24 protein-coding genes and 1 riboswitch are annotated in these 26,401 nt (G+C 57.5%); of the genes, 18 read left to right on the top strand and 6 right to left on the bottom strand.

Annotated elements, in window-relative coordinates; genetic code table 11:
- Positions 1 to 11: 11 nt before the first annotated feature.
- A riboswitch (cobalamin riboswitch) is annotated at positions 12 to 220 on the top strand.
- Between the two features lie 37 nt (positions 221 to 257).
- The 3 genes from AC2FLE_RS06925 to AC2FLE_RS06935 all read left to right on the top strand — a co-directional run bounded on the left by AC2FLE_RS06925 (position 258) and on the right by AC2FLE_RS06935 (position 1,692).
- On the top strand, positions 258 to 428 hold the full coding sequence (locus AC2FLE_RS06925) for a CbtB domain-containing protein (RefSeq protein ID WP_142632876.1): 171 nt from the start codon (positions 258 to 260) through the stop codon (positions 426 to 428).
- A 4-nt stretch (positions 429 to 432) separates the two neighbouring features.
- Entirely contained in the window at positions 433 to 1,131 is a 699-nt protein-coding gene (locus AC2FLE_RS06930; RefSeq protein WP_142632874.1) for a CbtA family protein, read from the top strand.
- A gap of 66 nt (positions 1,132 to 1,197) precedes the next feature.
- Positions 1,198 to 1,692 (top strand): hypothetical protein, encoded by a 495-nt coding sequence (locus AC2FLE_RS06935; RefSeq protein WP_281971818.1) that lies wholly within the window; start codon positions 1,198 to 1,200, stop codon positions 1,690 to 1,692.
- Here the strand turns inward: AC2FLE_RS06935 and AC2FLE_RS06940 are convergent.
- A complete protein-coding gene (locus tag AC2FLE_RS06940; RefSeq protein ID WP_496695997.1) occupies positions 1,689 to 2,015 on the bottom strand; it encodes a DUF1636 family protein in 327 nt (108 codons plus the stop codon). The genes AC2FLE_RS06935 and AC2FLE_RS06940 overlap by 4 nt on opposite strands.
- A 155-nt stretch (positions 2,016 to 2,170) precedes the next feature.
- Between AC2FLE_RS06940 and AC2FLE_RS06945 the strand changes: the two genes are divergently transcribed.
- The 7 genes from AC2FLE_RS06945 (at position 2,171) to mdoH (ending at position 11,662) form a co-directional block, all read left to right on the top strand.
- On the top strand, positions 2,171 to 2,629 hold the full coding sequence (locus tag AC2FLE_RS06945) for a DUF302 domain-containing protein (protein ID WP_271947979.1): 459 nt from the start codon (positions 2,171 to 2,173) through the stop codon (positions 2,627 to 2,629).
- A 77-nt stretch (positions 2,630 to 2,706) separates the two neighbouring features.
- Positions 2,707 to 4,326 (top strand): thiamine pyrophosphate-binding protein, encoded by a 1,620-nt coding sequence (locus AC2FLE_RS06950; protein WP_496695999.1) that lies wholly within the window; start codon positions 2,707 to 2,709, stop codon positions 4,324 to 4,326.
- Positions 4,313 to 5,497, top strand: a complete 1,185-nt coding sequence (locus AC2FLE_RS06955) for a CaiB/BaiF CoA transferase family protein (RefSeq protein WP_496696001.1) — start codon at positions 4,313 to 4,315, stop codon at positions 5,495 to 5,497. The genes AC2FLE_RS06950 and AC2FLE_RS06955 overlap by 14 nt, the downstream gene beginning before the upstream one ends.
- A gap of 181 nt (positions 5,498 to 5,678) precedes the next feature.
- Positions 5,679 to 7,049, top strand: a complete 1,371-nt coding sequence (locus tag AC2FLE_RS06960; RefSeq protein ID WP_271947985.1) for a tetratricopeptide repeat protein — start codon at positions 5,679 to 5,681, stop codon at positions 7,047 to 7,049.
- Positions 7,050 to 7,083: 34 nt separating this feature from the next.
- A complete protein-coding gene (locus tag AC2FLE_RS06965; RefSeq protein WP_496696003.1) occupies positions 7,084 to 8,301 on the top strand; it encodes an OpgC family protein in 1,218 nt (405 codons plus the stop codon).
- Positions 8,298 to 9,797 (top strand): OpgD/OpgG family glucan biosynthesis protein, encoded by a 1,500-nt coding sequence (locus AC2FLE_RS06970; protein ID WP_496696005.1) that lies wholly within the window; start codon positions 8,298 to 8,300, stop codon positions 9,795 to 9,797. Before AC2FLE_RS06965 ends, AC2FLE_RS06970 begins: the two co-directional genes overlap by 4 nt.
- Entirely contained in the window at positions 9,794 to 11,662 is a 1,869-nt protein-coding gene (mdoH, locus tag AC2FLE_RS06975; protein WP_496696006.1) for a glucans biosynthesis glucosyltransferase MdoH, read from the top strand. The genes AC2FLE_RS06970 and mdoH overlap by 4 nt, the downstream gene beginning before the upstream one ends.
- On the opposite strand, the gene AC2FLE_RS06980 is transcribed toward mdoH, so the two are convergent.
- On the bottom strand, positions 11,663 to 12,478 hold the full coding sequence (locus AC2FLE_RS06980) for a CE1 family esterase (protein WP_496696008.1): 816 nt from the start codon (positions 12,476 to 12,478) through the stop codon (positions 11,663 to 11,665).
- On the bottom strand, positions 12,475 to 12,948 hold the full coding sequence (locus AC2FLE_RS06985; RefSeq protein WP_496696010.1) for a rhodanese-like domain-containing protein: 474 nt from the start codon (positions 12,946 to 12,948) through the stop codon (positions 12,475 to 12,477). The genes AC2FLE_RS06980 and AC2FLE_RS06985 overlap by 4 nt, the downstream gene beginning before the upstream one ends.
- Before the next feature lie 226 nt (positions 12,949 to 13,174).
- Between AC2FLE_RS06985 and AC2FLE_RS06990 the strand changes: the two genes are divergently transcribed.
- The 7 genes from AC2FLE_RS06990 to selD are packed head-to-tail and all read left to right on the top strand — an operon-like array spanning position 13,175 to position 21,270.
- Positions 13,175 to 16,048, top strand: a complete 2,874-nt coding sequence (locus tag AC2FLE_RS06990) for a monovalent cation/H+ antiporter subunit A (protein ID WP_496696012.1) — start codon at positions 13,175 to 13,177, stop codon at positions 16,046 to 16,048.
- Positions 16,048 to 16,407, top strand: a complete 360-nt coding sequence (locus tag AC2FLE_RS06995; RefSeq protein ID WP_142632852.1) for a Na+/H+ antiporter subunit C — start codon at positions 16,048 to 16,050, stop codon at positions 16,405 to 16,407. The genes AC2FLE_RS06990 and AC2FLE_RS06995 overlap by 1 nt, the downstream gene beginning before the upstream one ends.
- Entirely contained in the window at positions 16,404 to 17,948 is a 1,545-nt protein-coding gene (locus tag AC2FLE_RS07000) for a monovalent cation/H+ antiporter subunit D (RefSeq protein WP_496696014.1), read from the top strand. Before AC2FLE_RS06995 ends, AC2FLE_RS07000 begins: the two co-directional genes overlap by 4 nt.
- Complete coding sequence (locus AC2FLE_RS07005; RefSeq protein ID WP_496696016.1) at positions 17,945 to 18,445, top strand: Na+/H+ antiporter subunit E; 501 nt, start codon at positions 17,945 to 17,947, stop codon at positions 18,443 to 18,445. Before AC2FLE_RS07000 ends, AC2FLE_RS07005 begins: the two co-directional genes overlap by 4 nt.
- Entirely contained in the window at positions 18,442 to 18,711 is a 270-nt protein-coding gene (locus AC2FLE_RS07010; RefSeq protein ID WP_142632846.1) for a K+/H+ antiporter subunit F, read from the top strand. The genes AC2FLE_RS07005 and AC2FLE_RS07010 overlap by 4 nt, the downstream gene beginning before the upstream one ends.
- A gap of 7 nt (positions 18,712 to 18,718) precedes the next feature.
- Positions 18,719 to 19,105: a Na+/H+ antiporter subunit G gene (locus AC2FLE_RS07015; RefSeq protein ID WP_142632844.1), complete on the top strand. Its 387-nt coding sequence runs from the start codon at positions 18,719 to 18,721 to the stop codon at positions 19,103 to 19,105.
- Positions 19,106 to 19,110: 5 nt separating this feature from the next.
- Positions 19,111 to 21,270, top strand: coding sequence for a selenide, water dikinase SelD (gene selD / locus AC2FLE_RS07020; RefSeq protein WP_496696019.1), 2,160 nt, complete (start codon positions 19,111 to 19,113; stop codon positions 21,268 to 21,270).
- Here the strand turns inward: selD and mnmH are convergent.
- Positions 21,261 to 22,313, bottom strand: a complete 1,053-nt coding sequence (mnmH, locus tag AC2FLE_RS07025; protein ID WP_496696021.1) for a tRNA 2-selenouridine(34) synthase MnmH — start codon at positions 22,311 to 22,313, stop codon at positions 21,261 to 21,263. The genes selD and mnmH overlap by 10 nt on opposite strands.
- Positions 22,314 to 22,357: 44 nt before the next feature.
- The gene (locus tag AC2FLE_RS07030; protein WP_496696023.1) at positions 22,358 to 23,023 is read right to left on the bottom strand and encodes an SOS response-associated peptidase; all 666 of its coding nucleotides are present in this window, start codon (positions 23,021 to 23,023) and stop codon (positions 22,358 to 22,360) included.
- A gap of 55 nt (positions 23,024 to 23,078) precedes the next feature.
- Between AC2FLE_RS07030 and AC2FLE_RS07035 the strand changes: the two genes are divergently transcribed.
- On the top strand, positions 23,079 to 24,737 hold the full coding sequence (locus tag AC2FLE_RS07035; RefSeq protein ID WP_496696025.1) for a tetratricopeptide repeat-containing sulfotransferase family protein: 1,659 nt from the start codon (positions 23,079 to 23,081) through the stop codon (positions 24,735 to 24,737).
- A gap of 65 nt (positions 24,738 to 24,802) precedes the next feature.
- Here the strand turns inward: AC2FLE_RS07035 and AC2FLE_RS07040 are convergent, their stop codons facing one another.
- Complete coding sequence (locus AC2FLE_RS07040) at positions 24,803 to 26,380, bottom strand: bifunctional metallophosphatase/5'-nucleotidase (protein WP_496696026.1); 1,578 nt, start codon at positions 26,378 to 26,380, stop codon at positions 24,803 to 24,805.
- Positions 26,381 to 26,401 lie beyond the last annotated feature (21 nt).

Raw genomic sequence — 26,401 nt, forward strand, 5'->3', positions numbered from 1 at the left:
ACAGCTATAGCGGCTAAATGGGGGTGTCTGGTCCTGCCGGAGAAATCCGGATGCTAAGAGGGAATTTGGTGCGACTGCCTCGGTGGTCAACTCCAAAGCCGCCCCCGCGACTGTAAGCGGAGAGCCCCTGTTCAACCAGCCACTCCCGGTTATCCGGGGGGAAGGCGAACAGAGGCATCGACCCGCAAGCCAGGAGACCTGCCAGGCGAAAAAACGAAACACCGGCCGTCGGGTGCGGCGGCAGAGGAGAATACAAAATGGCAACACAAACGAAAACAGCATCCGCCGCGCGTACAGGCTTTGTTCCGGTCATGTTTGCAGTGGTTCTGGGTCTGGGCCTCATCACGCTGACCGGTCACGTTCAGGCAGCGGCCCTGCATGATGCAGCGCATGACGTGCGTCACGCGACCGGCTTCCCCTGCCACTAAGACCGTGTTCAGTCGTATATTGACCAGCGCGTTGTTCGCTGGTGCTGCAGCGGGGCTGATTGCCGCCTTGCTGCAGTTGGTATTTGTGCAACCAGTATTGTTGCATGCCGAGCTTTATGAATCCGGAGAGCTGGTGCATTTCGGGGGCGAGACCGTATCGGCTCATCCCGAGCTGCCGCGCATGTTCTCTGAACTGACGCGTGATGCGCTGAGTGTCATCTTTACCATGCTGACCTATACCGGCTATGCGTTGGTGATGGTTGCGCTGATGTCGGTAGCCGAAGGTCAAGGACATCAGATTGATGGCCGGACCGGCGTCCTTTGGGGGTTGGCCGGATTTATCGCCTTCCACCTTGCACCAGGTTTCACCCTGGCGCCCGAAGTGCCGGGTGTCGCGGCAGCCGATGTCTATGCACGTCAGGTCTGGTGGTTCGCAACAGTTGCAGCAGCCCTTGTCGCCATGTGGTTGATCGCCTTTGGAGGTAACCTGATCAGCTATGTGATCGCCGCGGTACTTCTGTTGGTGCCACATCTTATCGGTGCACCCGAGCCCGATGTTTTCACCGGCCCTGTGCCGACTGAAATTGGCGCGTTGTTCGCGGCACGAGCTTTTGGAATCGGTCTGGTTGCATGGGTTCTGGTTGGCGCGTTCGCTGGCTATTTCTGGCAGAAAGAAGCGCAACCTTCCGAAGCAACGGCCTGATCGCACTTCGATTGAACGCGCCGGGTGTAAACTTGGCGCGTTTCCCTATGTTTTCAAGGAAATACAATGACCCGTTCACTTGCTCTATTCGTGATCGGTCTGGTCTTTGGCGGCGGTGCAGGATTTGTAATCGCTGCTGCAAATGGCGTCACATTTGATGGCCACGACCATTCTGATCCGTCTCTTCACGGAGCCTCACACACTGAGACCATGGCCCACGATCATTCCACGGCCCTGAACCTACCGGCAGGCACAGATGCACCTACACTGGACATCGCTCTGACACAGGATCCTATGTCTGGCTGGAACCTGCATGTCATGCCAAAAAACTTTACCTTCGCACCGCAGAACGCATCTACCGCTGACATGGCAGGCGAAGGGCACGCGCATGTTTACATCAACGGAGAAAAGCTCGCCCGGCTTTACGGCAGTTGGATGCATATTGATCAGTTGCCCAAAGGCGAGGTCGAGGTTTCGGTTTCGCTGAATTCCAACAGCCATAGCCCGCTTTCGGTCGATAACGTGCCGGTTCGTGCTGCGGTTACGGTTCAGGTCGACTAAAGCGCCGGAATACGCGCACGCAAACACATCCGAAGCCGCCCGCAGGGTCGGGCGTCTTCGATCCAGCCCTGCGGGCTGTTCAGGTAAGTACGGCAAGTTTCAGCGATATCCGCGGCATCCGCCACCACATCGACACCCGAAAACACATAAGATGCGCGCCCCTGCGCCTGTATAGCCAGCGCCGTGGGTTCCGCGCAGCCGCTGAAACAGGCGTGTTCGCTCAATTCGACCTGATCCGTCAATCCAGCCCTTTTCAGTGCGTCCTGCACAGCCTGCACCTCGGCCGCCCGATCGCGTGCGGTGCCACAGGTTTTGCAGATCATCAGGCGCATCCGATCCAGACCTTTCCCTTCGTCCTGCGCCCGTTTCTGCGGCTTTAAGCGGCGCGGCGCAATCCCGAATGCGCACAAGATTGTGAGTGCGACGTTCTCACATTTCTGGCAGGATTCCTGCAGACACCTTAAAAGGAGGCCTCTGGATGAAACTGCTTTGGACCGTCTTCGCCCTGCTGGCCCTGCCCGCCTGGGCCGACGAACCGCTCTCGGGATGGGCCGTGTATCCAACGGGCAAAAGCTATGATGAATTGGTCTCGGACACCAAATCGGCGGTTAAGGCAAACGGTCTGATCGTGGTCACGCAGGCCGGCCCCACCAAAGCCGCCGCCGCGCGGGGAATTACAATCCCAGGCAATCTGGTGATCGGCGCCTTCAACAATGACTATGCGGTGCGCGTGCTGGAAACCTCGGTGCGCGCAATGATCGAAGCACCGATCCGGTTTTACGTGACCGAAAACGAGGACGGCACCGCCACCCTATCCTATAAAACGCCCAGCTTTGTATTCGCGCCCTATATCTATGAGGGCGGAGACCCCCTGAGGGACATTGCCCAGGAATTGGATGACACCTTTCAGATCGTGGCCGAAGCCGCTGTCAAATAGTCACACTGGCGTGATGCGCCTTGCGTCCGGGTCTGTCCTCCGCAATCTGCGTTGAAACAGTTTTCGGAGCTATACTGATGCAGGACTCGTCGCCCCGCGCTGCGGACATTCTGGCCCAACGGCTTTATGAGGCTGGCTGCCGCCACGCTTTTGGCATGCCAGGTGGCGAGGTGCTGACCCTAGTGGATGCGTTGGAAAAGGCGGGGATAACCTTTCACCTGACCAAACACGAGAACGCGGCCGGCTTTATGGCCGAGGCGGTGCATCACCGCGACGGCGCGCCAGCCATTCTGGTGGCCACACTCGGTCCAGGCGCGATGAACGGGATCAATGTGGTCGCCAATGCGTTGCAGGATCGGGTGCCAATGATCGTGCTGACTGGCTGTGTCGACGCAGATGAGGCGCTGACATACACCCATCAGGTCATGGATCACGCACGGGTCTATCGCTCGATCACCAAAGGGACGTTCCTGCTGACCGCCAAAGGCGCGGATATTATCGCAGACAAAGCGGTGTCGCTGGCCAATCAGCCGCGCACAGGACCGGTGCATATCGACGTGCCGATTTCGGTTGCGGATGCGCCTGTGACCGATGTCAAACGCCGCCGTCTTGTCAAACCTGCCGCCGTCGCGCCCGAGGGGGATTGCGTTGAAAAAGCCCGCCGCTGGGTGGCACAGGCCGAACGGCCCATCGCGATTATCGGCCTGGATGTTCTGTATGACGACTCGCGCAAGTTGGTGCAGGCGTTCCTTGAACATTTTGGCATTCCTTTTGTGACAACCTACAAGGCCAAGGGCGTGGTTCCCGAGGATCATCCACTGTGCCTTGGCGGCGCGGGCCTGTCGCCGCTGGCTGACACCCATCTGGTGCCGCTGGTTGAACAGGCCGATCTAGTGTTGTGTCTGGGCTATGACCCGATCGAAATGCGCCCAGGCTGGCGCGAGATATGGGACCCCGAAGAAAAGCGCGTCATCGACATTTCGGCGGTTCCGAACGATCACTACATGCATCAGGCCGGGTTGAACCTGGTGGCTGATACCGGCGCGACCCTCGAGGCCATTGCAAAGGGCAACCCTGCCCGCGCCACCTGGCCCGGCGGCGAACCCGAACAGGTTCGGGCCGCCCTGGCGCGAGCCTTCCCTACTGATGATGTATGGGGTCCCGCCGCGGTAATTGCGGAAACCCGCGCGGCTCTTCCTGCCGAGACATTGGCCACCGCTGACAGCGGCGCACATCGCATCCTTCTCAGCCAGATGTGGGGATGTTCCGAAGAACGCGGGCTGATCCAATCTTCGGCGCTCTGCACCATGGGCTGCGCTCTGCCAATGGCCATCGGGCTGAAGCTGGCCGAACCCACGCGCCCGGTCATCAGCTTTTCCGGTGATGCCGGGTTCCTGATGGTCGCCGGAGAACTGTCGACCGTTGCCGAGATGGGTGGTAACCCGATTTTCCTGGTGTTCGTCGACGCCAGCCTTGCCCTGATCGAATTGAAACAGCGTCAGCGGCAAATGGGGAACGTAGGCGTCGATTTCGACCGCCACGACTTTGCAGCTATGGGCCGGGCCTTCGGTGGGAATGGTCACACGGTGCGCACCCGCGCCGAACTGAGGGATGCTCTGGAAGCGGCAACCAAGTCTGATAGGTTCACCGTAATCGCTGCTGAGATTGACCGCGGAGGATATGATGGCCGGATCTGAAGGACCGCTGAAGGGCGTCAAGGTTCTGGACCTGTCCCGCATTCTGGCCGGACCGACCTGCACACAGTTGCTGGGCGATTTGGGTGCCAGCGTTATCAAGATCGAAAACCCTGCCACTAAAGGGGACGACACGCGCCAGTGGGGCCCACCCTATGTCGCTGATGCCGACGGGGTTCCATCGGATCTTAGTGCCTATTTCATGTCAGCCAACCGCAACAAGAAATCGGTCGCCATCGACATCACCACACCCGAAGGTCAGGCGGAAATTCGGCGGCTGGCCTCGTTTGCGGACATCCTGATCGAGAATTTCAAACCCGGCGGGCTTGCGAAATACGGGCTGGATTACAAATCGCTCTCGCAGGAATTCCCTAGCCTCGTCTATTGTTCGATCTCAGGCTATGGGCAGGATGGGCCTAACGCATCAAAGCCCGGATATGATCTGATGGCGCAGGGCTATGGCGGTGTCATGTCTCTGACCGGCGATCCCCAAGGGGCGCCGATGAAAGTTGGAGTTGGTATCGCTGATGTCATGTGCGGTATGTATGCCTGCGTTGGCATTCTGGCAGCATTGCGCCACCGGGACCAGACCGGAGAGGGACAGCAAATTGATCTGGCTCTGGTCGATTCCCAGATTGCGTGGCTGATCAATGAAGGCGTGAATTATCTGACTTCCGGCAATGTGCCACAACGCCGTGGGAATGGTCATCCAAATATTGTTCCATATGACGTTTACGAAACCGCCGATGGCCATGTGATCCTTGCTGTAGGTAATGACAGTCAGTTCCGCCGGTTCTGCGAATTCATCGACCAACCTGATCTGGCGGATGACGTCCGCTTTACGACGAATCCGGCGCGGCTGGAAAACCGGGATGCGTTGAACGCCCTATTGCGCCCTGCGGTTCAGTCATATGATACCACAACCGTCATCGCAGAACTTGAGGCACGCAAAGTACCAGTTGGGCCGGTCCAGACCCTGGATCAGGTTTTTGACACCGAGCAGGTCGCGGCGCGGCAAATGCAGATCGCAATGCAGGCCGCCCCGGCCGAGGTAAAACTGATCGGAAACCCGCTGAAATTGTCGCGGACACCGGTAACCTATCGGACGGCTCCGCCACAGTTCGGAGCGGACACTGCAGCAGTCTTGAACGCTAAGAACCCATTTGAAGATTGAAACACAATGCCTTACTAGGCGGCATATTGCTGAAACATGCCGTTGAATCGGCGGATTTTTTCACGTTTTCCACACACAGCTTTTCACCAATTCGAGAGCAGGGCCGATACTGATACGACCCCGCCTGACTCTCTGCTAAATCGAATAAAGTAATAAATCGCAAATGGATTGGATCCCGCGCATGAAACAAGATGTTTTCGGACAGATGAACACTCTTTGCCATTCGGCCAGTGTCGAGGCGTGGAATGGTGTTCTGCTTGGTTTCATGGCGCATTCAGCTGTCACACCCCAGCATCTGGGCAAAGTGCTAGAGCTTGAGCCCGATTTCGCGCTTGGTCACGCCATCAAAGGCCTGTTCCTGGTCTTGCTGGGTCGGCGCGAGATGATGCCAGTTGCAGCGGAAGCATTGAATGCTGCCAACACCGCTATGGATCGCCAACCGGTAACTGAGCGCGAGCGGCTTTATGTCGACGCGTTGGCCCTTTACCTGTCCGACCTGCCCTCACATGCAATCCAGAAGTTCGAAGAAATTCTGCGCCTCCACCCACAAGACTCGCTCGCGATGAAACTCAGCCACGCAACACGGTTTGTCTTGGGAGATGCCGCTGGTATGCGACGGTCGATCGAACGTGTCCTGCCCGCTTATGAACCCGACCACGCCGGTCGCGGATATCTTCTGGGGTGCCATTCCTTCGCGCTTGAGGAAACCGGGGCCTATGAAAAAGCCGAAATCGCCGGACGTCAGGCCCTGTGGATGGTGTCGGATGATGCCTGGGGCCTGCACGCAGTGGCCCATGTGCACGAGATGACCGGCAATGCGCAGCAAGGTCTTGATTGGCTGGCCGGACGCGAGGATGCCTGGGCGCATTGCAACAACTTCCGCTATCATGTCTGGTGGCACAAGGCGCTGATGCATCTGGACCTGGGCCAGGTCGATCAGGTTATGGAACTGTATGACCAGTATGTCCGGCAGGACAAAACCGACGATTACCGTGACATATCGAATGCCACGTCGCTTTTGTCCCGGCTCGAGCTTGAGGGCGTCAAAGTTGGAAACCGCTGGGAGGAACTGGCCGACCTCAGCGCCGCCCGGACCGAAGATGGCTGCCTGATCTTCGCCGATCTTCACTATCTGCTGGCCCTGACCGGCGACAACCGGACCGAAGCGACCGGCAAAATGCTGCAGCGCATCCAGAAAGATGCCCAGCGCAATCAGGGCGACACTCCGATCCGGATGTCGGATCCCGGTATTGCCGCAGCCAAAGGGCTTGAGGCTTTTGGCGACGGCCTTTACGGCGAAGCATTTGATTTCCTGTCGAATGCACGGGACGGAATGCAACTGGCCGGTGGTAGCCACGCCCAACGTGATGTATTCGAGCGCATCACTATTGATTCCGGCCTGCGTGCCGGCCGTTTGGATGCTGTCGAGCGCATTCTAGACGACCGCCGTGCCAAGCGGGCCGGGGGTGAGGACAATTATGCTATGGCGCGCCGCGCATTGATCGACGCGGCTCGCGATAACCAAGACGCACAAAGCGTTCCGGCAGAATAACAAAACAAAAAGACTGAAGAAGGACAGAACTCGTATGGCGACTCTATCGCCCGCTTCTGATTTTGCACCTGTGGCAGCCACCTCGGCCGCCCTTGTTAGTACGCGCGACCCGCGTCTGGATTTCTATCGCGGAATTGCGATGTTCATCATCCTGATTGCGCATATTCCCAACGACCCCTGGGCCAAGTGGATCCCTGCCCGGTTTGGTTTTTCGGATGCAACCGAGATTTTTGTTTTTTGTTCGGGCATGGCCTCGGCCATCGCCTTTGGCGGCGCGTTCCTGCGCAAGGGCTGGTGGATGGGCACTGCGCGGGTATCATACCGGATCTGGCAGGTTTACTGGGCGCATATCGGCCTGTTCTTCTTTGTCGCGATGACGATGGCTGCGCTGAATCAAACAGGCCTGTTTGAGAAGAACTACATCTCGTCCCTGAACCTGCAGCATTTCTTCAATGATCCTGCGCCGCAGATCGTCGGCCTGTTCACCCTGACCTACGTGCCGAATTATTTCGACATTCTACCCATGTATCTGGTGGTACTTGCAATGATGCCGCTGTTCATGGGCCTGTCCCGCATCGGATTCTGGGCGGTTGCAGCCACATCCGTTGCTATCTGGCTCGTGGCGCAGACCGACGTTCTGGACCTGCCTGCCGAGCCCTGGTCGGATCGTCAGTGGTTCTTTAACCCTTTTGGCTGGCAGTTGCTGTTCTTTACAGGCTTTGCATTCATGCGCGGCTGGATCCCGGCCCCTCCGGTGTCAAAAACGTTGATCTGGGCAGCGGCGCTGTTCCTGATCTTTTCAATGCCTTTCGGGTCGTGGAAAGTGTTCACATGGGTGAATGCCGCAGCCCCGGATTTGGCCGATGAAATCCGCAAAGTCTGGCCCATCACGAAGGAATTCCGCGACAAGACCGATTTCGGCCTGTTCCGTTACATGCATTTCCTGTCGCTGGCCTATCTGGGCTGGGTCGTCGCGGGCGAACATGGCCACCGCCTGATCGCAACCGGTCAAAGCGCAGGTGCCAAAGCCTGGCAAATTGTGCTGACCCTGATCACCAAGGTGGGTCAGCAGTCACTGGCCGTATTCGTATTTTCCATGGCGGCAGCACGACTTATCGGCGTTGGTCTCGATCTGAGTGGGCGGGATGTCGCCAGTGTCTTTGTCGCTAATATGATTGGCTTTGCCATGATCATCAGCGTGGCCTATTTGGCCGCGTGGTTTAAGTCACAACCCTGGAAATCAAAGAAATGAAATTCACACGTCGCGCATTTCTGGCCACGACTTCAGCGCTTGCCTTCGCCCCGGCCACCTTTGCCGTGGGCGGAGAGGTCCCGTTTGACCGCAGTGACGTGATCGCGCTGGCCCGCGAGTTGGCCGCAAAGCCCTTTGCCGAGCGCGAGATGGTCCCGCAGGAATGGCAGGACCTGACCTATGAGCAATACCGCTCGATCCGGTTCCGCCTGGATCGTGCGATGTGGTACGAGACCGAGACGCCGTTCAACGTCGATTTCTTCACCCCTGGGCTTTATTTCCCCCGCACGGTTCAGGTGTCGACTGTGGAAGACGGCATGGCCAAACCCGTAGCCTTCGATCTGTCGATGTTTGACAAGTCGACCGAGGTTCCTCAGTTGCCCGTCGACGACACGCTGGGTTTTTCGGGCCTGCGCCTGCGGACTGAAATGCATCGCCCTGGCAAAACGGATGAGTTCTGCGTCTTCCAAGGCGCCAGCTATTTCCGCGCCATCGGCTTGCACGAGGTCTACGGCCTGTCGGCCCGGGGGCTGGCGCTTAAAACCGGCGATCCGGATGGTGAAGAATTTCCCGAATTCATTCGTTTCTGGCTGGAACGACCCAAGCCCGGTCAGCGCAATATGGTGGTTCACGCCCTGATGGACAGCCCGAGCGTGACAGGGGCCTATCGGTTCAATGTCACGGCAGGCGCCGATTGCGTGATGGAGGTCGAGGCCACTCTGTTCCCGCGAATGGAACTGACCCATGTCGGCATTGCACCCGGCACGTCGATGTTCCTGTTCGATCAGACCAATCACAGCCGTTTCGACGATTTCCGCCCTGCGGTGCATGACAGCGACGGGCTGTTGATCCGCAACGGCGCTGGCGAGGTCCTTTGGCGGCCTTTGGCAAACCCGACCCGCCTGCAGTTCTCGTCCTTTGTTGACATGAACCCGCGCGGGTTTGGCCTGATGCAGCGGAAACGCGCGTTCTCGGATTATGCCGATCTTGAAGCGAGTTACCACAAACGCCCCGGCCTCTGGGTCGAGCCAACCGGCGATTGGGGCAAAGGCGCGGTCACTCTGGTCGAAATCCCGGCTGATCAAGAGATCTATGACAATATCGTTTCCTACTGGCGCCCGATGGAGCCCTACGCGGCTGGCAGCCAGGTGGACCTGTCCTATCGCCTGATCTGGGGTGAGGAACCACAGCGCACCCCGATGCCGCGCGTGATCAGCACCGCGATGGGTGACAACACATTTGGTGAAGGCCGTCTGGCCGTGATCGACTTTGAGGCCAGCGAGCTGTTCGACGACCCAGAGGCTATGACGATCTTTGTCAACTCGCCCCATGCGGAAACTTCCGAAGGCGTTCTGCAGCGCAACCCCGATACGGGCGGTCTGCGGTTGGCCTTTTCCTTCGAGCCGGGCGACCGGAACCATGTGGAACTGCGGGCGCAACTGCTGAAGGACAAGCAGCCTGCCTCCGAAGTCTGGCTGTATCGTTGGACCTCATGAGCAGCGATCTGCATATCATGCCGCCTGACGCACCTCTGGCGATGCCAGAGCAGAACTTTAGCGCCGGGTTCCGTGACGCGCAGGCGCCCGGGCGCAGGCGTGCATCTGCGGGGTTCTGGCGCGCACTGGCGTTCTCGCCCGCGATGGCGGCTACGCTGGGCCTGCTGTGGGTCATGGCCGACTGGTTCGGTGCCGAAGGGATCAACCTGATCGAAGCCATTCTGCTGACGCTGATCTCATTCAACTTCTTCTGGATATCCTTCACGGTCTGCACCGTGTTGCTGGGCATGGTTTCGCTGTCACGTCAGGAACAGCCCAAACGTCAGGGCCGCCCTCAGCCATTGCGCGTCGCGCTGCTTATGCCGGTCTATAACGAGGTTCCCTGGAACGTGCTGGGCAACGCCCGCACTATGCTGGAAGACTTGCGTGCGCGGGATGGCCAGCACCACTATGCGATGTTCATCCTCTCGGACACGCGCGACCCCGAGATCGCGGCGCAAGAGCAGGCAAGTGTCGAGGCGTTGCGCACCACCCTCGCCCCTGGGCTTGAGCTGTACTACCGCCGCCGCGAACAGAACACAGACCGCAAGGTCGGCAATATCGCCGATTGGGTCAGCCGCTGGGGCGCGGATTGGGATGCGATGCTGGTGCTGGATGCCGACAGCCTGATGACCGGCCGCGCCATCCTGCGCCTGACGGATTCTCTGGCGCGCGACCCGGGCGCAGGCCTGATTCAAAGCTACCCTCAGTTGATCGGCGCGCAGTCAGTCTTTGCCCGGATGCAGCAGTTTGCCAATGGCGTCTATGGCATCGCTTTTGCTGAAGGTCTGGCCCGTTGGTGTGGTCAGGAAGGCAACTATTGGGGCCATAACGCGATTATCCGCACCAAAGCGTTTGCCAACTGCGCCGGGCTGCCGAAACTGCGCGCGATGAATGGTCAGGAAAAGCTGATCATGAGCCATGATTTCGTCGAGGCCGGCCTCATGCGGCGCGCCGGATGGGGCGTGCGGTTCCTGCCGCGTATCCGGGGCTCTTACGAGGAAACCCCGCCCACGCTGATCGACCATGCGCTGCGCGACCGGCGCTGGTGTCAGGGCAATTTGCAGCACCTGAAGCTGCTGGGCTCAACCGGTTTCCGCGCTGTATCGCGGTTCCATATGTTCCACGGCGCAGTCGGGTATCTGATGTCGCCGCTGTGGTTTGCCTTGCTGGTGATGTGGGCGCTGATTGGTCAGGGCGAGGATGCCTCGGTCCTGCATTATTTCAGCCCCGACAATCCGCTGTTCCCACAATGGCCCGAGATGTCGGAAACCCGCCACGTGCTGATCATTCTGGTCATGTATGCCATGTTGCTGGCCCCCAAGGTGCTGGGCGTGCTCGCCCTACCCCTCAGCGGTGTGCGCTATGCGGATTTCGGTGGCGCGGGTAAGTTCATGACCTCATTCATCTCGGAAGTCATCCTGTCGATCCTCTATGCGCCGATCCTTATGGTGCAACAGATGATCGCCGTCTTCCGGACAATTCTTGGTATTCAAAAAGGCTGGTCTCCTCAGGCCCGGAATGGTGGCAGCTATGGACTGCGGACGCTGATCTTATGTCACACGTTGGAAACTATCAGCGGTATAGCCTTGGGCGCCGGCATCCTATCGGGTCTGGTTTCAATCTGGCTGGCTCCGATTGCCATAAGCCTGGCCTTTGCCATCCCGCTTTCCGCACTCAGCGGCGTTTCAACCTCACCGGCGCGGCGCATGGTCGGAATGAAAGAAGATGTTCAGGAACCGGCAATCACCCGGTCCGCCCGTCTCCACAGGGATGAATTGAAGCGCCTGGTCGAAGGCAAAACCGTCATGACCCCTGCCGAGTGATCAACCACCCGGCAGGCCCTCGTACCACTCTACCATCATATCCGACCATCCCTGCGGCACATTGTGACCACCGGGGAAAAGTGCGAATTCCAACATCGCGCCATCGGCGCATCCGGTCCATCTGCGGCGCATGAATTGCCCGGTCGTGGAAAATCCGCTGGGTTTGGTATCGGCGCATTCGTTTGCGGCCCGCCAGATTTCCAGACCGGCAAAGATATCGCCCTGATGGAATCGACCGCCGCCCAAAAGGCGCCCTTCCAGCGGGACTACATTGTCGGTCCAGCCATGGGTGTGAAACATGCGCACCGGGCCATCACAGGCCTCGGGATGCGGTCGCCAAAACCCACCTGAAACCGGAGCATAGGCCGAAAACGTATCCGGCGCCGCGCAGGCGAGGTAATAGACCATGAAGGCCCCCGCAGAAAACCCGCCCAACACGACGCGGTCATCATCGACCCCGAACCGGTCCGACGCATCCTGAACCACCTCGCGCAGAAAAGCCGTTTCGTCACGCCCCTCCCAATCCGGGAAGAAATTCCAGCTTTGGCGGCCGTTACGCTCGGACCCCTCCGGTGCCATAACCGCATATCCGCGAGCAAGCAGAGGATCAACCATACTGCGGTTCTTCAGCGTTCCGGTCGCAGTCCCGCCATAACCGTGCAGAAACACCACCAGCGGTGGGTTTTCGGTTTCGGGAAGTTCGATATGGTACCCACCCGACGGCGTTTCGCACATGTCTTCCTGATCGACACAGGCGGCCATTCCTGCATTCGCGATCACTGCCATCCCGACCGACAGAAACAAGCTTCGGATCATTCTGCTTTCCCATCATAGTGTTGAACCGGCAGGCCTGCCCGGACCCAGCCCGGCCCTGCTGCTGAGCCTAACATACCCTCGGGCACGTCGATGATATTTGCGAACCCCGCCTCGGACAGCCGGTTGCTCAGCCGGGCCGAGCGCACACCCCGTGCGCAGATCAGGGCGATTGGGGCATCGTGGTCTCCGCCGGCAATCTGCAGCAGCGCCTCATCAAAATCATCGCGACGCATGTCTAGGGGATGCGCGCCTTCGCCCACGCCTGAGGCATCCCATTCGCGTGGGGTACGGATGTCCACCAAAAATATATCTCCAAGCCTAGCTTGCTGATGCGCATCCCCGACACTGATCCGACCGCCCGCATAGCTCTGCGGGATCAGGCGGTATTCGCGGATTGCAAAACCGCCCAGAACAGCAGCCGCACCAAACAGCAGAACCTTTCGCCGTGTCCGGTTTGCCCCAGCAGCCACTGTAATCCCTCCTGATCCGATGCGGTCCTATGTATCACAGCAGCTTATCCAGTTCCGCGTCGAAATTAACCTGCCTGTTCAAGTTCGTGTCATCGCCGCTTTACCTGTACCATCCTCTGCCTTGGGGCCCCTGAACAGGCAGAATGGCTTGCAATCGCTGGACACTCCGCGAATTATCCTTACAAAATCAATAGCACTTTTGACCGCCCAGACCGGAGTATCGCAGTTGTCCCTATTCCTCATCGCGGCCCTTCCCTTCCTCGGAGCTGTATTCCCAGCCCTTTTGATCCGGGCTGGACGAAATGCAGCAGCCTCGGCCGCTGGTTTGACCACTTTCCTGGCGCTGATGGGGCTGTTGATTCACATCCCAACCGTGATGCGCGGCGGGGTCGTTACCGCCCGGTTCGACTGGATTCCGGCACTGGGCCTAAACGCCAATTTCATGTTGGACGGCCTTGGGTTTCTGTTCGCGCTGCTGATCCTTGGCATCGGTTTGCTGATCATCCTCTACGCCCGGTTCTACCTGTCGCGCGAAGACCCGATGGGGCAGTTTTACACCTATTTGCTGCTGTTTCAGGGCGCGATGGTGGGAATCGTTCTGTCGGACAATATCCTGCTTTTGCTGATATTCTGGGAACTTACCTCGCTTAGTTCATTCCTTTTGATCGGATATTGGAAACACCTCCCCGAGGGACGACAGGGCGCACGTATGGCGCTGGCTGTGACCGGCTCTGGCGGCTTGGCGATGATTGCGGGGATGCTAATCCTGGGCAATATCGTTGGCTCTTATGACCTAAGCGTCATTCTCCAGAACAAAGAGCTGATCCAGTCTTCACCCTATTACATGCCAGCGCTGATCCTGATTTTGCTGGGGTGTTTCACCAAATCGGCACAGTTCCCCTTCCATTTCTGGCTGCCACACGCAATGGCCGCCCCTACGCCAGTATCGGCCTATCTGCACTCGGCCACGATGGTAAAGGCAGGGTTGTTCCTGATGGCCCGCATGTGGCCCGTTCTGGCGGGTACTGATGCGTGGTTCTACATTGTGGCCACAACCGGCCTGGTAACCATGCTGATCGGGGCCTGCATCGCCCTGTTCAAAGACGATCTCAAGGCGCTGCTGGCGTTTTCGACCGTGTCGCATCTGGGTCTGATAACCATGCTGCTGGGGTTTGGAACCAAGATAGCCGCCGTTGCTGCCATCTTCCACATCATCAACCATGCGACGTTCAAAGCAGCCCTGTTCATGACCGCCGGGATCGTGGATCACGAGGCCGGGACCCGCGACATCAAGCGACTGGGCGGATTGCGCCATTTGATGCCAATCACCTTCACCATCGGGACGATTGCCGCACTTTCCATGGCCGGTCTACCTCCGCTGAACGGGTTTCTGTCCAAGGAGATGATGCTGGAGGAAACGGTCCACACAACCTGGCTGCATTCGCATTATCTTGTGCCGGGACTGGCGCTGCTGGCGGCCTTGTTCTCTGCAGCCTATTCGTTCCGCTTTGTTGGTCACGTGTTCCTTGGTCCAGTACGCGACGATTACCCAACCCATCCACATGACCCACCGGCCGGGCTTTGGCTTGCACCCGCTTTCCTGGTCGTGCTTGTCGTCCTGATCGGTCTTTATTCCAACGCCATCGTAGGTCCGCTGGTGGCAGTTGTTTCAAGTGCGGTAATCGGGGGCGAGAAGCTGCCCTATTATTCGCTGAAACTCTGGCACGGGTTTACGCCTGCCCTGTATATGTCCGCGTTCGCGACACTGGGTGGCCTGGCCTTGCTGACACAGCATCGGCGCGGTGAGTTTATCTGGAATGCGCTGCCCAGACCCGAGGCGAAAACTATTTTTGACGCAGTGATCGCTGCGCTTACGACGACCAGCCGCTGGGTCACAGATACTCTGCATAATGGTGTCCTCAGCCGGTATGCGGCCATCCTGATCGTCTTTACGGTTGGGCTGGGATATTACGCATTCGCAACCGGATCTATTGGCGTTGAAACACGCACGCCCCTACCCGTTCAGATCATTCCGTTCATTGGCTGGATCTGCCTGATCGCCGCGACGCTGGCCATCATGTGGTTTCACCGCAACCGGCTGTTGTCCTTGGTGCTGATCGGGGTCGTGGGCCTGATCGTCTCGATGGCCTTCAACTATCTGTCCGCACCCGACCTTGCCCTGACACAGATTTCTGTCGAGGTAGTGACGATGATCCTGCTGTTGTTGTCACTGAACTTCCTGCCCACGGACACGCCCTGGGACAGCAGCGCGGCGCGGCGTTGGCGGGATGCGGCAATTTCGGTCGTGGCAGGCATCGGATCAGGTGCGTTGATTTACGCGTTGATGCTGCGGGATTTCGGTTTCCCGAGCATTTCCGAATTCCATCTGGCCAACTCGTATAAGGGCGGCGGAGGCACCAATGTGGTCAACGTGATCCTGGTGGATTTCCGTGGCTTTGATACTTTCGGCGAAATCATCGTTCTGGGCATTGCCGCCCTGATCATCTTTGCCCTGACCGAGGCGGTTCTGGAAACCAATGTCCGGGGGTATTTGCTGAACCGTAAACCGCACTGGCCGCAATCGGGTGACTCTCATCCGTTGATGATGGTCGTGGCGACAAGAGTGATGATGCCGATCGCGCTGATGGTCGGGGCCTATATCTTTTTCCGCGGCCATAACCAGCCAGGTGGAGGGTTCATCGCCGGTCTGGTCGTCGCCATCGCCTATCTGATGCAATATATGGCCAGCGGCTATACCTGGGCCATCGAACGGCAACGGTTCTATTACCACGGCACAATCGGCTGGGGCGTTCTGATCGCCGCAGCAACTGGAATTGGCGCATGGTTCAATGAACGTCCCTTCCTGACCAGCGATTTCGGATATCTGAATTGGCCGCCGCTGGAAGAGTTCGAATGGGCAACCGCCATGCTGTTCGATACCGGCGTGTTCCTTGCGGTTTTAGGCGCGGTGATGCTGGCACTGGATAGCCTGTCCCGCTTGGCCTGGCAGCCCGGCATGGCGCAGGAATTCCCGATGGATATCAACCCGCTGCGGGACGATCCGCCTGAAGAAGAACAAGAAGAAAAGGAGCAGGTCTGATGGAAGCGCTCGTAGCCTCTGCGGTTGGCGTGATGACCGCCGCCGGGATCTTCCTGATCCTGCGTCGCCGGACTTTTCCGGTCATTCTGGGTCTGTCGCTGCTGACCTATGCGGTAAACGTCTTTTTGTTTGCCACCGGGCGGCTGGCTTTGGACGCGCCGCCGGTTCTGAACAAATATGAAGAGGTCGCCTATACCGATCCCTTGCCGCAGGCCCTGGTGCTGACCGCCATCGTGATTTCATTCGGGATGACCGCGGTGATCGTGATGATCTCGCTTTCGGCCTACCTGTCGGCCAAGGATGATCACATCGACATGGCCGCCCATGACAATACGGACGCGCCGGGAGAAGACGCATGAACCATTGGATCGTTGCGCCAGTCGTCCTGCCCGCGATTCTGGCTCCGTTCATCATCATGGTCCTGCGGTACCACCTTGATTTGCAGCGCATATTCTCGGTCGCCGGTGTCGTGGCCCTGCTCGGCATCGCGCTGACAATCACCGCACAGGCCGCAGGTGGAGACATTCTGGTCTATGAGTTGGGCAACTGGCCAGCGCCCTTTGGAATCGTGCTGGTGCTGGATCGGTTATCTGCCATGATGGTCTTGCTGACCGCGCTTTTAGCCCTTCCGATAGTGCTTTATGCGATTGCCTCCGGATGGGATGCACGCGGCAAGCACTTTCATCCCTTATTCCACTTTCAGCTTATGGGCGTATGCGGTGCCTTTCTGACAGGTGACGCCTTTAACCTGTTCGTGTTCTTCGAGGTATTGCTGATCGCGTCCTACGGTTTGATGACGCACGGCGGTGGAGCCGTTCGGCTAAAGGCAGGCGTGCAATATGTCGCCTACAACCTTTTGGGCTCAACGCTGTTTTTGTTTGCCCTTGGCACGCTCTATTCAGTGACCGGCACGCTGAACATGGCGGATATGGCAGTGCGGATTGCCGAGCTTCCGCTCGAAGACACCGCTCTGATAAGAGTGGGTGCTGCCCTGTTGCTGCTGGTATTCTGCATTAAGGCTGCAGTTCTGCCGCTGCATTTCTGGCTACCGGCCAGCTATGCGAATGCTCCTATGCCAGTTGCCGCGCTGTTTGCGATCATGACAAAGGTCGGGGCCTACTCGATCTTGCGCATGTACACGCTTGGCTTTGGCCCCGAGGTGTTGGTTGCGCATGATCTTGTGATCAACTGGCTGCAACCTGCCGCTTTGGTAACTTTGGCCGTTGGTACAATCGGCATTTTGGGCTCACGACACATCGCGCGCCTTGTGGCTTTTTGCGCCATCGCGTCAATGGGTACCCTGCTGATCGCAATTTCCCTGTTCACCGAAACGGCCACTGCTGCCGCTTTGTTCTATATTTATCATTCGACACTGGCGACGGCGCTGTTGTTCCTGATTGCTGATCTGGTGATCGAGCGGCGCGGAGGCGCAATTGCCCCAAAGCACCCTATGGCACAGACCGGACTGATTTCCGCACTGTTCTTTATTGGTGCGATTGCTTTGGCCGGGATGCCGCCCCTGTCTGGGTTCATCGGCAAACTGCTGGTCCTGGACGCCGCGCGAGATGCACCAGACGCAAATACGGTCTGGGCTGTGGTATTGATCGGCTCATTCGTAACCATAGTAGGGCTGGCCCGCGCCGGAACTTTGATCTTTTGGAAAAGCCATGACGCCAGCTTGGCCACCGACCAAGCCGATACAACTGACGGCGAGACCGCCTTTCAGGCAGCCCCGGAACCTTCGCCCGGGTTGGCCTTTACGTCGGTATTTGCTTTGATCATCGGTCTGGTCATGCTGACATTGTTTGCCGGGCCTGCAATGAACTACGCTACCAGCACAGCGGAACAGTTGTTTGCACCCGAAAATTACATCTCGGCCGTGTTAGGGATGGAAGAATGAAAAAACTGCTTCACCGGATATTCCCGCACCCGCATCTGACTTTCCTGCTGACGGTCGTGTGGATTTTGCTGGCAAACACACCATCGCTGAATTCACTGGTGTTTGGCCTTGTGCTGGGGATTATCATCCCCTTCGTCACACAGCCGTATTGGCCAGACCGGCCCGTTCTTCGGAATTGGCCGATGATCACCGAATACATATTGGTGGTTCTATGGGACATTGTTGTCGCCAATTTGACAGTTGCCAGGATCATCCTGTTCAAACGGGATTCCGACCGTGAACCGAACTGGGTCTGCATTCCACTGGAACTGCGCACACCCGAGGCGATTACGGTTCTGGCCGGGACAATCACCATGACCCCCGGCACCGTCAGTTGCGATCTGTCCGCGCAGGGTCACAACTTACTGGTACACTGCCTCGATGCGCCAAACCCGGACGAAGTACGGGATCAGATCAAGCAACGATACGAGCGCAGGCTAAAGGAGATTTTCGAATGATCGAGCTAGCAATCTACTTTGCCTTTGCCTGTTTCGGCGCAGCCATCATGATGTGCCTGTGGCGGATCATTACGGCCGATGGAGTGGGCACCCGGGTTCTGGCGCTGGACACGATGGTGATCAACACAATCGCCCTTATGGTGCTTTACGGGCTATTTCTGGGGACCGAAATCTTCTTCGAGGCTGCCATGATCATCGCCATGCTCGGCTTTGTCTCAACCGTTGCCTACGCGCGTTTTATGCTGCGCGGCAATATCATCGAGTGAGGGCGATATGTCGGTAATCTTCGAATTCCTGGTCGCCTTCTTCCTGGTTGTTTCAGGCATATTTGGTTTTGTCGGATCGTACGGGATGATCAAGCTAAAGGACCCGATGTCCAGGCTTCACGCCCCCACCAAAGCGACAACGCTTGGAGTGGGTGGCGTTCTGATCGCCTCAATCATCCATTCCGTATTGATCGAACATCACCTGTCTCTGCACGAGCTGCTGATCACGCTGTTTCTGTTCCTGACTGCTCCGATCACGGCCCTGTTTATTGCCAAATGGCATATTCACCGCCATGAAAAGCCCCAGGATCTGCCGGACGCGGGTGAGGACAAAATCTGGGCCACACATGCGGTCGAACAGGTCGAAGACGTTCCTGATCACAGAAACACCTGATACCTATGTATAGACCTCCGCTGCCCCTGACCCGCGATCTGGTTCTTATCGGCGGCGGTCATACGCACGCGCTGGTGTTGCGAAAATGGGGGATGAACCCTCTGCCTGGCGCGCGCCTGACGGTCATCAACCCTGCGCCTTCAGCCCCCTATTCAGGGATGCTGCCCGGTTTCGTTGCCGGTCATTATCGCCGGGGTGATCTTGATATTGATCTGGTGCGCCTGGCTCGCTTTGCCGGGGCACGGGTAATATTGGGTGCCGTCGAAGGGTTAGACCCTGACCGACAAGAGGTACATGTACCCGGCCGACCGCCCGTCGCCTATGATGTAGCCTCGGTTAATGTTGGCATTACATCCGACATGCCGGCCCTGCCTGGATTTTCCGACCATGCGGTCCCCGCAAAACCGTTAGGGTCTTTTGCCGCCAGGTGGGCCGAGTACCAATCTGGCGCAGGCGCCGCCTCGGTTGCCGTGATCGGTGGTGGTGTTGCCGGTGTCGAGTTGATCATGGCGATGGCGCACGCTCTGCGTTCCGCAAACCGCAGCGCCCGATTGACCCTGATCGACAATGCTCGGGCCCTGACCGCGATTGGCGCAAAGGCGGCCTCAATCATTCGCAATGCGATGGCTGACCTTGGCATCGACGTGATCGAACAGGCCGCCATCGTCGAAATTCATGCGGATCACATCCGGTTGGAGGACGGGCGCCAGATTGCGGCTGAATTCGTGACGGGGGCGGCGGGGGCCAAACCCTATGGTTGGATGGCGCAGTCCGGGCTGGATCTTCACGATGGATATATAACGGTGAATAGCAGGCTGCAGTCCAGCAATCCTTTTGTGTTCGCAGCCGGCGATTGTGCCCATCTGTCAGAAAACCCCAGACCAAAAGCAGGTGTTTATGCCGTCCGAGAAGCCCCGATTCTTTATGACAATCTTCGGGCCTCACTGGGTGTCGGAAAGATACGCCCCTATTATCCGCAAAAAGATTACCTCAAGCTGATATCGCTGGGTGGGAAATCCGCATTGGCCGAGCGATTGGGAACCTCGCTCAGTGGTCCGTTGATGTGGAAATGGAAGAACCATATCGACCAGAATTTCATGAATAAGTTCCGGAATCTGCCGCAGATGAAAGCAGCAGAGTTGCCCCGCGACCACGCTTTGGGCGTGCCCGAAGTCCTGGGTGAAAAGCCCATGTGCGGTGGGTGCGGCGCAAAGATTGGGCGTCGCGCTTTGCGCAGTGTTCTGTCTGATTTACCGCCCCCTGATCGGCAAGACGTAATACCGCTTTCAGGTGACGATGCGGCTTTGCTTCTCACCGGCGGCGCGCGACAGGTGATGACGTCGGACCATTTGCGCAGCTTTACCAATGATCCGGTTTTGATGACACGGATCACGGCCATTCACGCATTAGGTGATATCTGGGCGATGGGTGCGGCACCGCAGGCCGCCACCGCGACGATTATTCTGCCTCGGATGTCACCCGCGCTGCAACAACGTACCATGTCAGAAATCATGGCCACCGCCAGTGACGTCATCCGCGCAACCGGGGCCGAAATCGTCGGAGGCCACAGTTCGATGGGGGATGAGATGACCATCGGGTTCACTCTGACCGGCTTGTGCGAAAACGACCCGATCATCTTGTCCGGGGCCCGCAAGGGCGACGCTTTGATCCTGACCAAGCCGATTGGCAGCGGCGTGATCATGGCCGCTGAAATGGCCGGTTTGGCCAATGGCATCTGGGTCGCAGAGGCGTTCCGCCACATGGTTCAGCCGCAAGGCGAAGCCGCGCGCATTCTGTTCAGCGCCCATGCGATGACCGATGTGACCGGGTTTGGTCTGGCAGGGCATCTGCAGGGTATTTGCGGTGCCTCGGGCTGCGGTGCGGTAATTGCTCTGGATGCGGTTCCCGTGATGGCCGGGGCTGTGGAGCTCAGTGCAAGCGGTGTTCGGTCCACGATCTTCGAGGACAACCGCGCCATCGCGCCTGAACTCGCCAACGGACCCAAGGCTGATCTTCTTTTCGATCCTCAAACCGCCGGAGGGCTATTGGCCGCTGTCCAAGCCGATGACGCGCCAGGCCTGTGTGCAGACCTACGTGCGGCTGGATATCCGGCAGCAATCATCGGCATGATCGACGATACGCCGGGTTTAAAACTTCAGAGCTGATCCAGGACCTGTTCGACCCGCACAGCGACCTCTTTCAGACCGGCACTTGCCAGCGAGGGCACCTGGATCGAGGCTACAATTTCGGCGCTGTGTACGCTCGCGGACTTGGCATAAGCCGGGTCGTAATGCTGTTCCATAAGTGACCGTGTAAGGGCCAACTTGTTATCCCCGTCAATAAGCGCAAACCAACTATCCACCACCTCATGCCCACGGTGAGACCTTAGCGGCGACAGGAGATCTTTCAACCGCTCGGCATCGCTGAGGACATCGTCATATGCCGAGACCAGATATTCCGCGCGCGCTTCTATCGGGGCATCAATCTGAATACGCACGGCCGCACACATGGCGGACCAAAGCCTCGGCGGCAGGATCAAAGAGCCGATTTTGGACGATTCCGCTTCGACTACGACAGGACGGGTGGGGTCAAAACCACAAAGTTCTGCGGCCAGCGCGGATTCGAATGCCTTTTGACTGGGTTGTCCGCCCGGTATTGCCCCCAGCAACGACCCCCGGTGATTGGCAAGCCCTTCGAGATCCAGAACCTGGACACCACGTTCCTGAAGGTGTGTAAGCAGCTCGGTCTTTGCTGTGCCCGTATACCCATCCAGAAGGACGAATTGAAACGGCAACGGATCGTCATACAGATACCGGCTCACCAAGCGGCGATAAGCCCGATAGCCGCCCTCGACAACCTCGGCCCGCCAGCCAATCTGTTGTAGCATCCAGGTAAACGAACCAGATCTCTGCCCACCGCGCCAGCAATATACAAGGGGTTTCCACCCCCCTTCGTGATGGGACAGGCTGTGTTCAATGTGGTTGGCCGCATTCCTGAAAACCAGAGCCGCCCCCAGCTTGCGGGCCAGAAACGGGCTTTCCTGGACATAGATCGTCCCGACGCGCGCCCGTTCGTCGTTATCCAGAACTGGCAGGTTGATAGATCCGGGCAAATGATCCTCGGCAAATTCAGCCGGGCTGCGCACGTCTATGGTTGTGTCGAACTCATGCGCGTATAACTGCTGAAGGCTGGTGATTTTCAGAACCATGTCAACGATCTAACCCGCGTTGAACCGGATGGAAAGGCACGGTGTCAACCTGCGATGGGATCGACAAGCGTCGGTCCACTGGCCCGATTGGAATTGACGCCCGGATCGACACGATGAAAGCCAAGAAGATCTTCCTGCCCCGGAGACAGCAGCCGCGCAGCCCCTTTGCCCATTTCACCCAACCATAACGGCCAGTTTTCGGGATCAACAATCAGGGGCATGCGGTGATGAATTCTGCCCAGATTGCGGTTCGCTGGTGTCGTAACGATTGCGCATGTTCCCTTCTTGTCGCCCTCGGGTCCCCAATCTTGCCATACCCCGCCAAAAGCAATCGGGGCCCCGTCTTTTCTGAAAATATACCAGGGCAGCCGGTCTCCGCTCTCGGTTTTGGTCCATTCATAAAACCCGCTGGCAACGATCAGACATCTGCGTTCTCTGCAGGCAGCCCTGAAAGCCGGTTTTTCAGCTAGCGTTTCGGCGCGGGCATTGATCAACAATGGCCCAGCGGTTTTGGACTTGTACCAGTGTGGTAAAAACCCCCAACGCAAGGCATCCAACTGACGCCCGGTTTCGCCTGCCCTGACCACATGCACCTGACATGTCGGACAAACGTTGAAATTCGGGACAACAGGCAGAGCATTGGCCGGGCGCGCAGAAAACAACTGGGCCATGGCATCATTTGGAAGGGTTATTGCAAACCGTCCGCACATAGGTAATGAACTTTCAACAATCGTTTTCTACAGGCACAGGTTCTCACGGGGTCATATGCAAAATCAAACGGCGAAAACCTTAAAAGTCAAAGCTGTCGCAGCGCTGGAAGAAGGCAAATTCCAGGCTGCGCTGAAAAAGGCTCAACTTGGCGTAAAAAAGTTTCCGACCGACTCGGATTTTCATGCCATTTCCGGTTTTGTTCTGACCGAGATGAAACAGTATAAAAGGTCGATCCCGCATTTTGTCGAAGCCGCGCGGATGAAACCTGACGATCCGCAATTCGTCGAAAACCTCGCCAATGCTCTTATGCAAACCGGCCAGATGGCCAAAGCCTTGGAATATGCCGAACTCAAGGCCGAAAAATTCCCAGCCAGCAAGGAACTGAACCGGGTCATTGATGAGATTACGCTGAAAGGACAGAATTGGCGCCTGATCATTGATCACGTGACCAAAAAACTTCAAAGCGACCCTGAAAATGTCAGCCTGTTGTCGACTCGTGCCCGCGCCTATGGCCGCATCGGTTATATCGAGCACAACTCACGCGATATAACCAAGGCGTATGAATTGGCACCGGACAACGAAAAGATAGCCTTTCAAAAAGCCGTAAATCTGCACCAGAGTGGCGACAAAAAGGGATGCGCCAATATTCTGCAGGGCATCTACGCCAAAGAACCTTTCCATGTTGCCACCCTTCTTCAGCTTTCGACAATGTCCAGCAAAGAGGACGCCCCGAAACTGATGCAGGCGGTAGAAGCAGCGATATCCGAAAGCGTACACGAGCTGTCGGAACTGGAATTTGCCAAGGCCCACCTGATCCAAAAAGCCGATAGCCTTGGCGCAGCACTGCCGCAATTTGCACGTGCCAATGCCATCCAACACAATGTCAAACCCTATGATTTAGAGGCGGAAGAACAGAAGTTCGAACGTATCACTGGCCTGTTCCCTGTAGGGGGAAGAGTTCCTTGGTCCGAACAAACCGATCAGCCGGTTCCGATCTTCGTTCTGGGCCAGCCGCGCTCTGGCACGACGCTCATGGAAATGATGCTGAGCTCCGCGCCAGACATTGCTGGCTGCGGCGAACTGACGGTTGGGGCCGATCTTTCGCGCGACTACGCACAACATCGCAAGACCTTCGATTCCACTGCCGCAGCGAAATATGCCAAAGAGTTCCGAGAGTTGATGCCGCCGATCCCCGATGGCTCAACCGCTTTTGTTGACAAGATGCCCCACAATTTTCAGCGGGTCGGCTTCCTGTTGTCAGCATTCCCAAACGCCAAGATAATAAACATGCTGCGTGATCCGCGCGATGTCGGTCTTTCGAAATGGATCCGCCGGTTCCCTGCGGGGGGCATGAACTATGCCTCGAATCTTGAAACCATTGCCCATTCTGCCAACCTGTATCGTCGCTATATGGCGCATTGGGATGCTGTTTTTGGCGACAAGATCCTGACCGTTCCATATGAAAAGCTTGTCGCGGACCCCGAAACCTATAGCAAGCAGGTCGCCGCTTTCTGCGACCTCGAATGGACCGAGACGATGATGCATCCGGAAGAGAATACCAAACAGGTCCGGACTGCCAGTATCGACCAGGTTCGCAACAAAATCTCAACCAAATCCATTGGGGGATGGCGATCTGTGTCGGAACATATCCAGCCCATGCTTGAGGGTTTTGATACAGGGCTTTGGCCGGAATACGATATTGATCAAGGCTGAAGGTTAGCTGAATGAAATAGGGCCGCATCCCAAGGTGCGGCCCTTTTCGTTTCGCTCTGGTCGCCTTACTTTTGCTTGATGCGACCGTCCAAATAAGGCTGGTAAGGCGCGTTTTCGGCTAGGTATTCCGCCGTGACATCCGCCAGATCCGGGCCAAAGTCATAGGCATTTTTATCGTCGCCTTCGAACATACTGTACCCGTCACCGCCATTTCTGACGTAATTATTGGTAACGACAAGGTAAGTTGCCGCCGGATCAATCGGGGTAAGCCCATCGCCGTTGGATACCATGACCTCTGATATGCGCCCTTCGTTTGGTGCCACCGATGCGTCCCAAACAAAGGTCAGACCGGCAACCTGCGGAAAGCGGCCCTTGACCTCTTCTACCTGGCTCACGCCGTTTTCAAGCGCGTCAACGATGCCTTGTCCGCTGATCTCAAAGGTTGAAAGCGTATTCTGGAACGGCAGCACGGTCAGAACTTCACCCATGGTCACATCGCCAGGGTCAATCGAAGCGCGCAGGCCGCCAGAGTTCGCAATCGCGATATGAACGCCCTGATCAGCAACCCGCGCAAGCATGGCATCAGCGACCAAATTGCCCATCTGACACTCCTGAACACGACAGATCGAACGGTCACCCTCAATCGCCTCAGACGTGCTGGCCACGACCTTATTGCGGATTTCGTCCAAAGGAGCGGCCAGTTCCGCGATACGGTCCAGCGAGGCCTGATCTTCGGCCACGTTGTTGTCCATGATCAGCGGCTCGCCAGCCGCCGCGACAACATTTCCGTCGTCATCAAAAGTGACATTCAGCTCGCCCAGGAATTTGCCATAGGCATAGGCCTGAATGATCTGCACGCCATCGACCACTGTCGGATAGGGACCAACAGCCTTGTCGGAAACGTTGGACAAATATGTATTGGAATGCCCACCTACAATTACGTCAACGCCGGTCGTTTCCTGTGCAACACGCTGGTCGACAGCATATCCCGAATGGCTGAGAACGATGATCTTGTTCACGCCTTCCGCGGTTAGCTTGTCCACTTCGGCCTGAACCGCGGGAACCGGGTCCGAGAATGTGATGTTCGGGCCAGGAGAGGCCAGTTCATGCGTGTCTTCCGGCGTCAGGCCAACAAGGCCGACTTTTTCTCCGCCGACTTCAATCACTGTAGACTTTTTGATCTTGCCGTTCAGCAATTCTTCGCCGGAAAAATCCGCGTTCGACATCAGCACCGGGAAATCAACCGTGTCGATAAACCCGCGCAGGACTTCCGGGCCATCATCGAATTCGTGGTTGCCCACGGTCATAGCGTTATAGCCCAGTTTGTTCATGAACTCGGCCGCGACCTTGCCCTTGTAATAGGTATAGAACAACGAGCCCTGAAATTGATCGCCGCCATCTACCAGGATCGAGTTTTCGGCACGTCCGCGGGCTTCTTCCACTGCTGTCACGAGACGGGCAGATCCGCCAAAACACTTACCTTCGGCGTTGTCATCTGAACTACAGCCGCTGTCATATTTGTTGATCGGCTCGATACGCGAATGAAAGTCGTTGGTGTGCAGAATGGTCAGTTTATATTCGGCGGCGGCCATTCCTGCAGTCAAACCCAGCACAGCAGCCGAGGCTAGGAAACGGGTGAACATATTTTAACTCCCTTTGTTAAT

This window comes from Ruegeria sp. CDSA077 (assembly GCF_059612265.1).

Coding starts and splice junctions, on each gene's coding strand:
- AC2FLE_RS06925 (WP_142632876.1), top strand. CDS start 258: ATGGCAACACAAACGAAAACAGCATCCGCCGCGCGTACAGGCTTTGTT.
- AC2FLE_RS06935 (WP_281971818.1), top strand. CDS start 1,198: ATGACCCGTTCACTTGCTCTATTCGTGATCGGTCTGGTCTTTGGCGGC.
- AC2FLE_RS06940 (WP_496695997.1), bottom strand. CDS start 2,015: ATGATCTGCAAAACCTGTGGCACCGCACGCGATCGGGCGGCCGAGGTG.
- AC2FLE_RS06945 (WP_271947979.1), top strand. CDS start 2,171: ATGAAACTGCTTTGGACCGTCTTCGCCCTGCTGGCCCTGCCCGCCTGG.
- AC2FLE_RS06950 (WP_496695999.1), top strand. CDS start 2,707: ATGCAGGACTCGTCGCCCCGCGCTGCGGACATTCTGGCCCAACGGCTT.
- AC2FLE_RS06955 (WP_496696001.1), top strand. CDS start 4,313: ATGGCCGGATCTGAAGGACCGCTGAAGGGCGTCAAGGTTCTGGACCTG.
- AC2FLE_RS06960 (WP_271947985.1), top strand. CDS start 5,679: ATGAAACAAGATGTTTTCGGACAGATGAACACTCTTTGCCATTCGGCC.
- AC2FLE_RS06965 (WP_496696003.1), top strand. CDS start 7,084: ATGGCGACTCTATCGCCCGCTTCTGATTTTGCACCTGTGGCAGCCACC.
- AC2FLE_RS06970 (WP_496696005.1), top strand. CDS start 8,298: ATGAAATTCACACGTCGCGCATTTCTGGCCACGACTTCAGCGCTTGCC.
- mdoH (WP_496696006.1), top strand. CDS start 9,794: ATGAGCAGCGATCTGCATATCATGCCGCCTGACGCACCTCTGGCGATG.
- AC2FLE_RS06980 (WP_496696008.1), bottom strand. CDS start 12,478: ATGATCCGAAGCTTGTTTCTGTCGGTCGGGATGGCAGTGATCGCGAAT.
- AC2FLE_RS06995 (WP_142632852.1), top strand. CDS start 16,048: ATGGAAGCGCTCGTAGCCTCTGCGGTTGGCGTGATGACCGCCGCCGGG.
- AC2FLE_RS07000 (WP_496696014.1), top strand. CDS start 16,404: ATGAACCATTGGATCGTTGCGCCAGTCGTCCTGCCCGCGATTCTGGCT.
- AC2FLE_RS07005 (WP_496696016.1), top strand. CDS start 17,945: ATGAAAAAACTGCTTCACCGGATATTCCCGCACCCGCATCTGACTTTC.
- AC2FLE_RS07010 (WP_142632846.1), top strand. CDS start 18,442: ATGATCGAGCTAGCAATCTACTTTGCCTTTGCCTGTTTCGGCGCAGCC.
- AC2FLE_RS07015 (WP_142632844.1), top strand. CDS start 18,719: ATGTCGGTAATCTTCGAATTCCTGGTCGCCTTCTTCCTGGTTGTTTCA.
- selD (WP_496696019.1), top strand. CDS start 19,111: ATGTATAGACCTCCGCTGCCCCTGACCCGCGATCTGGTTCTTATCGGC.
- mnmH (WP_496696021.1), bottom strand. CDS start 22,313: ATGGTTCTGAAAATCACCAGCCTTCAGCAGTTATACGCGCATGAGTTC.
- AC2FLE_RS07030 (WP_496696023.1), bottom strand. CDS start 23,023: ATGTGCGGACGGTTTGCAATAACCCTTCCAAATGATGCCATGGCCCAG.
- AC2FLE_RS07035 (WP_496696025.1), top strand. CDS start 23,079: ATGCAAAATCAAACGGCGAAAACCTTAAAAGTCAAAGCTGTCGCAGCG.
- AC2FLE_RS07040 (WP_496696026.1), bottom strand. CDS start 26,380: ATGTTCACCCGTTTCCTAGCCTCGGCTGCTGTGCTGGGTTTGACTGCA.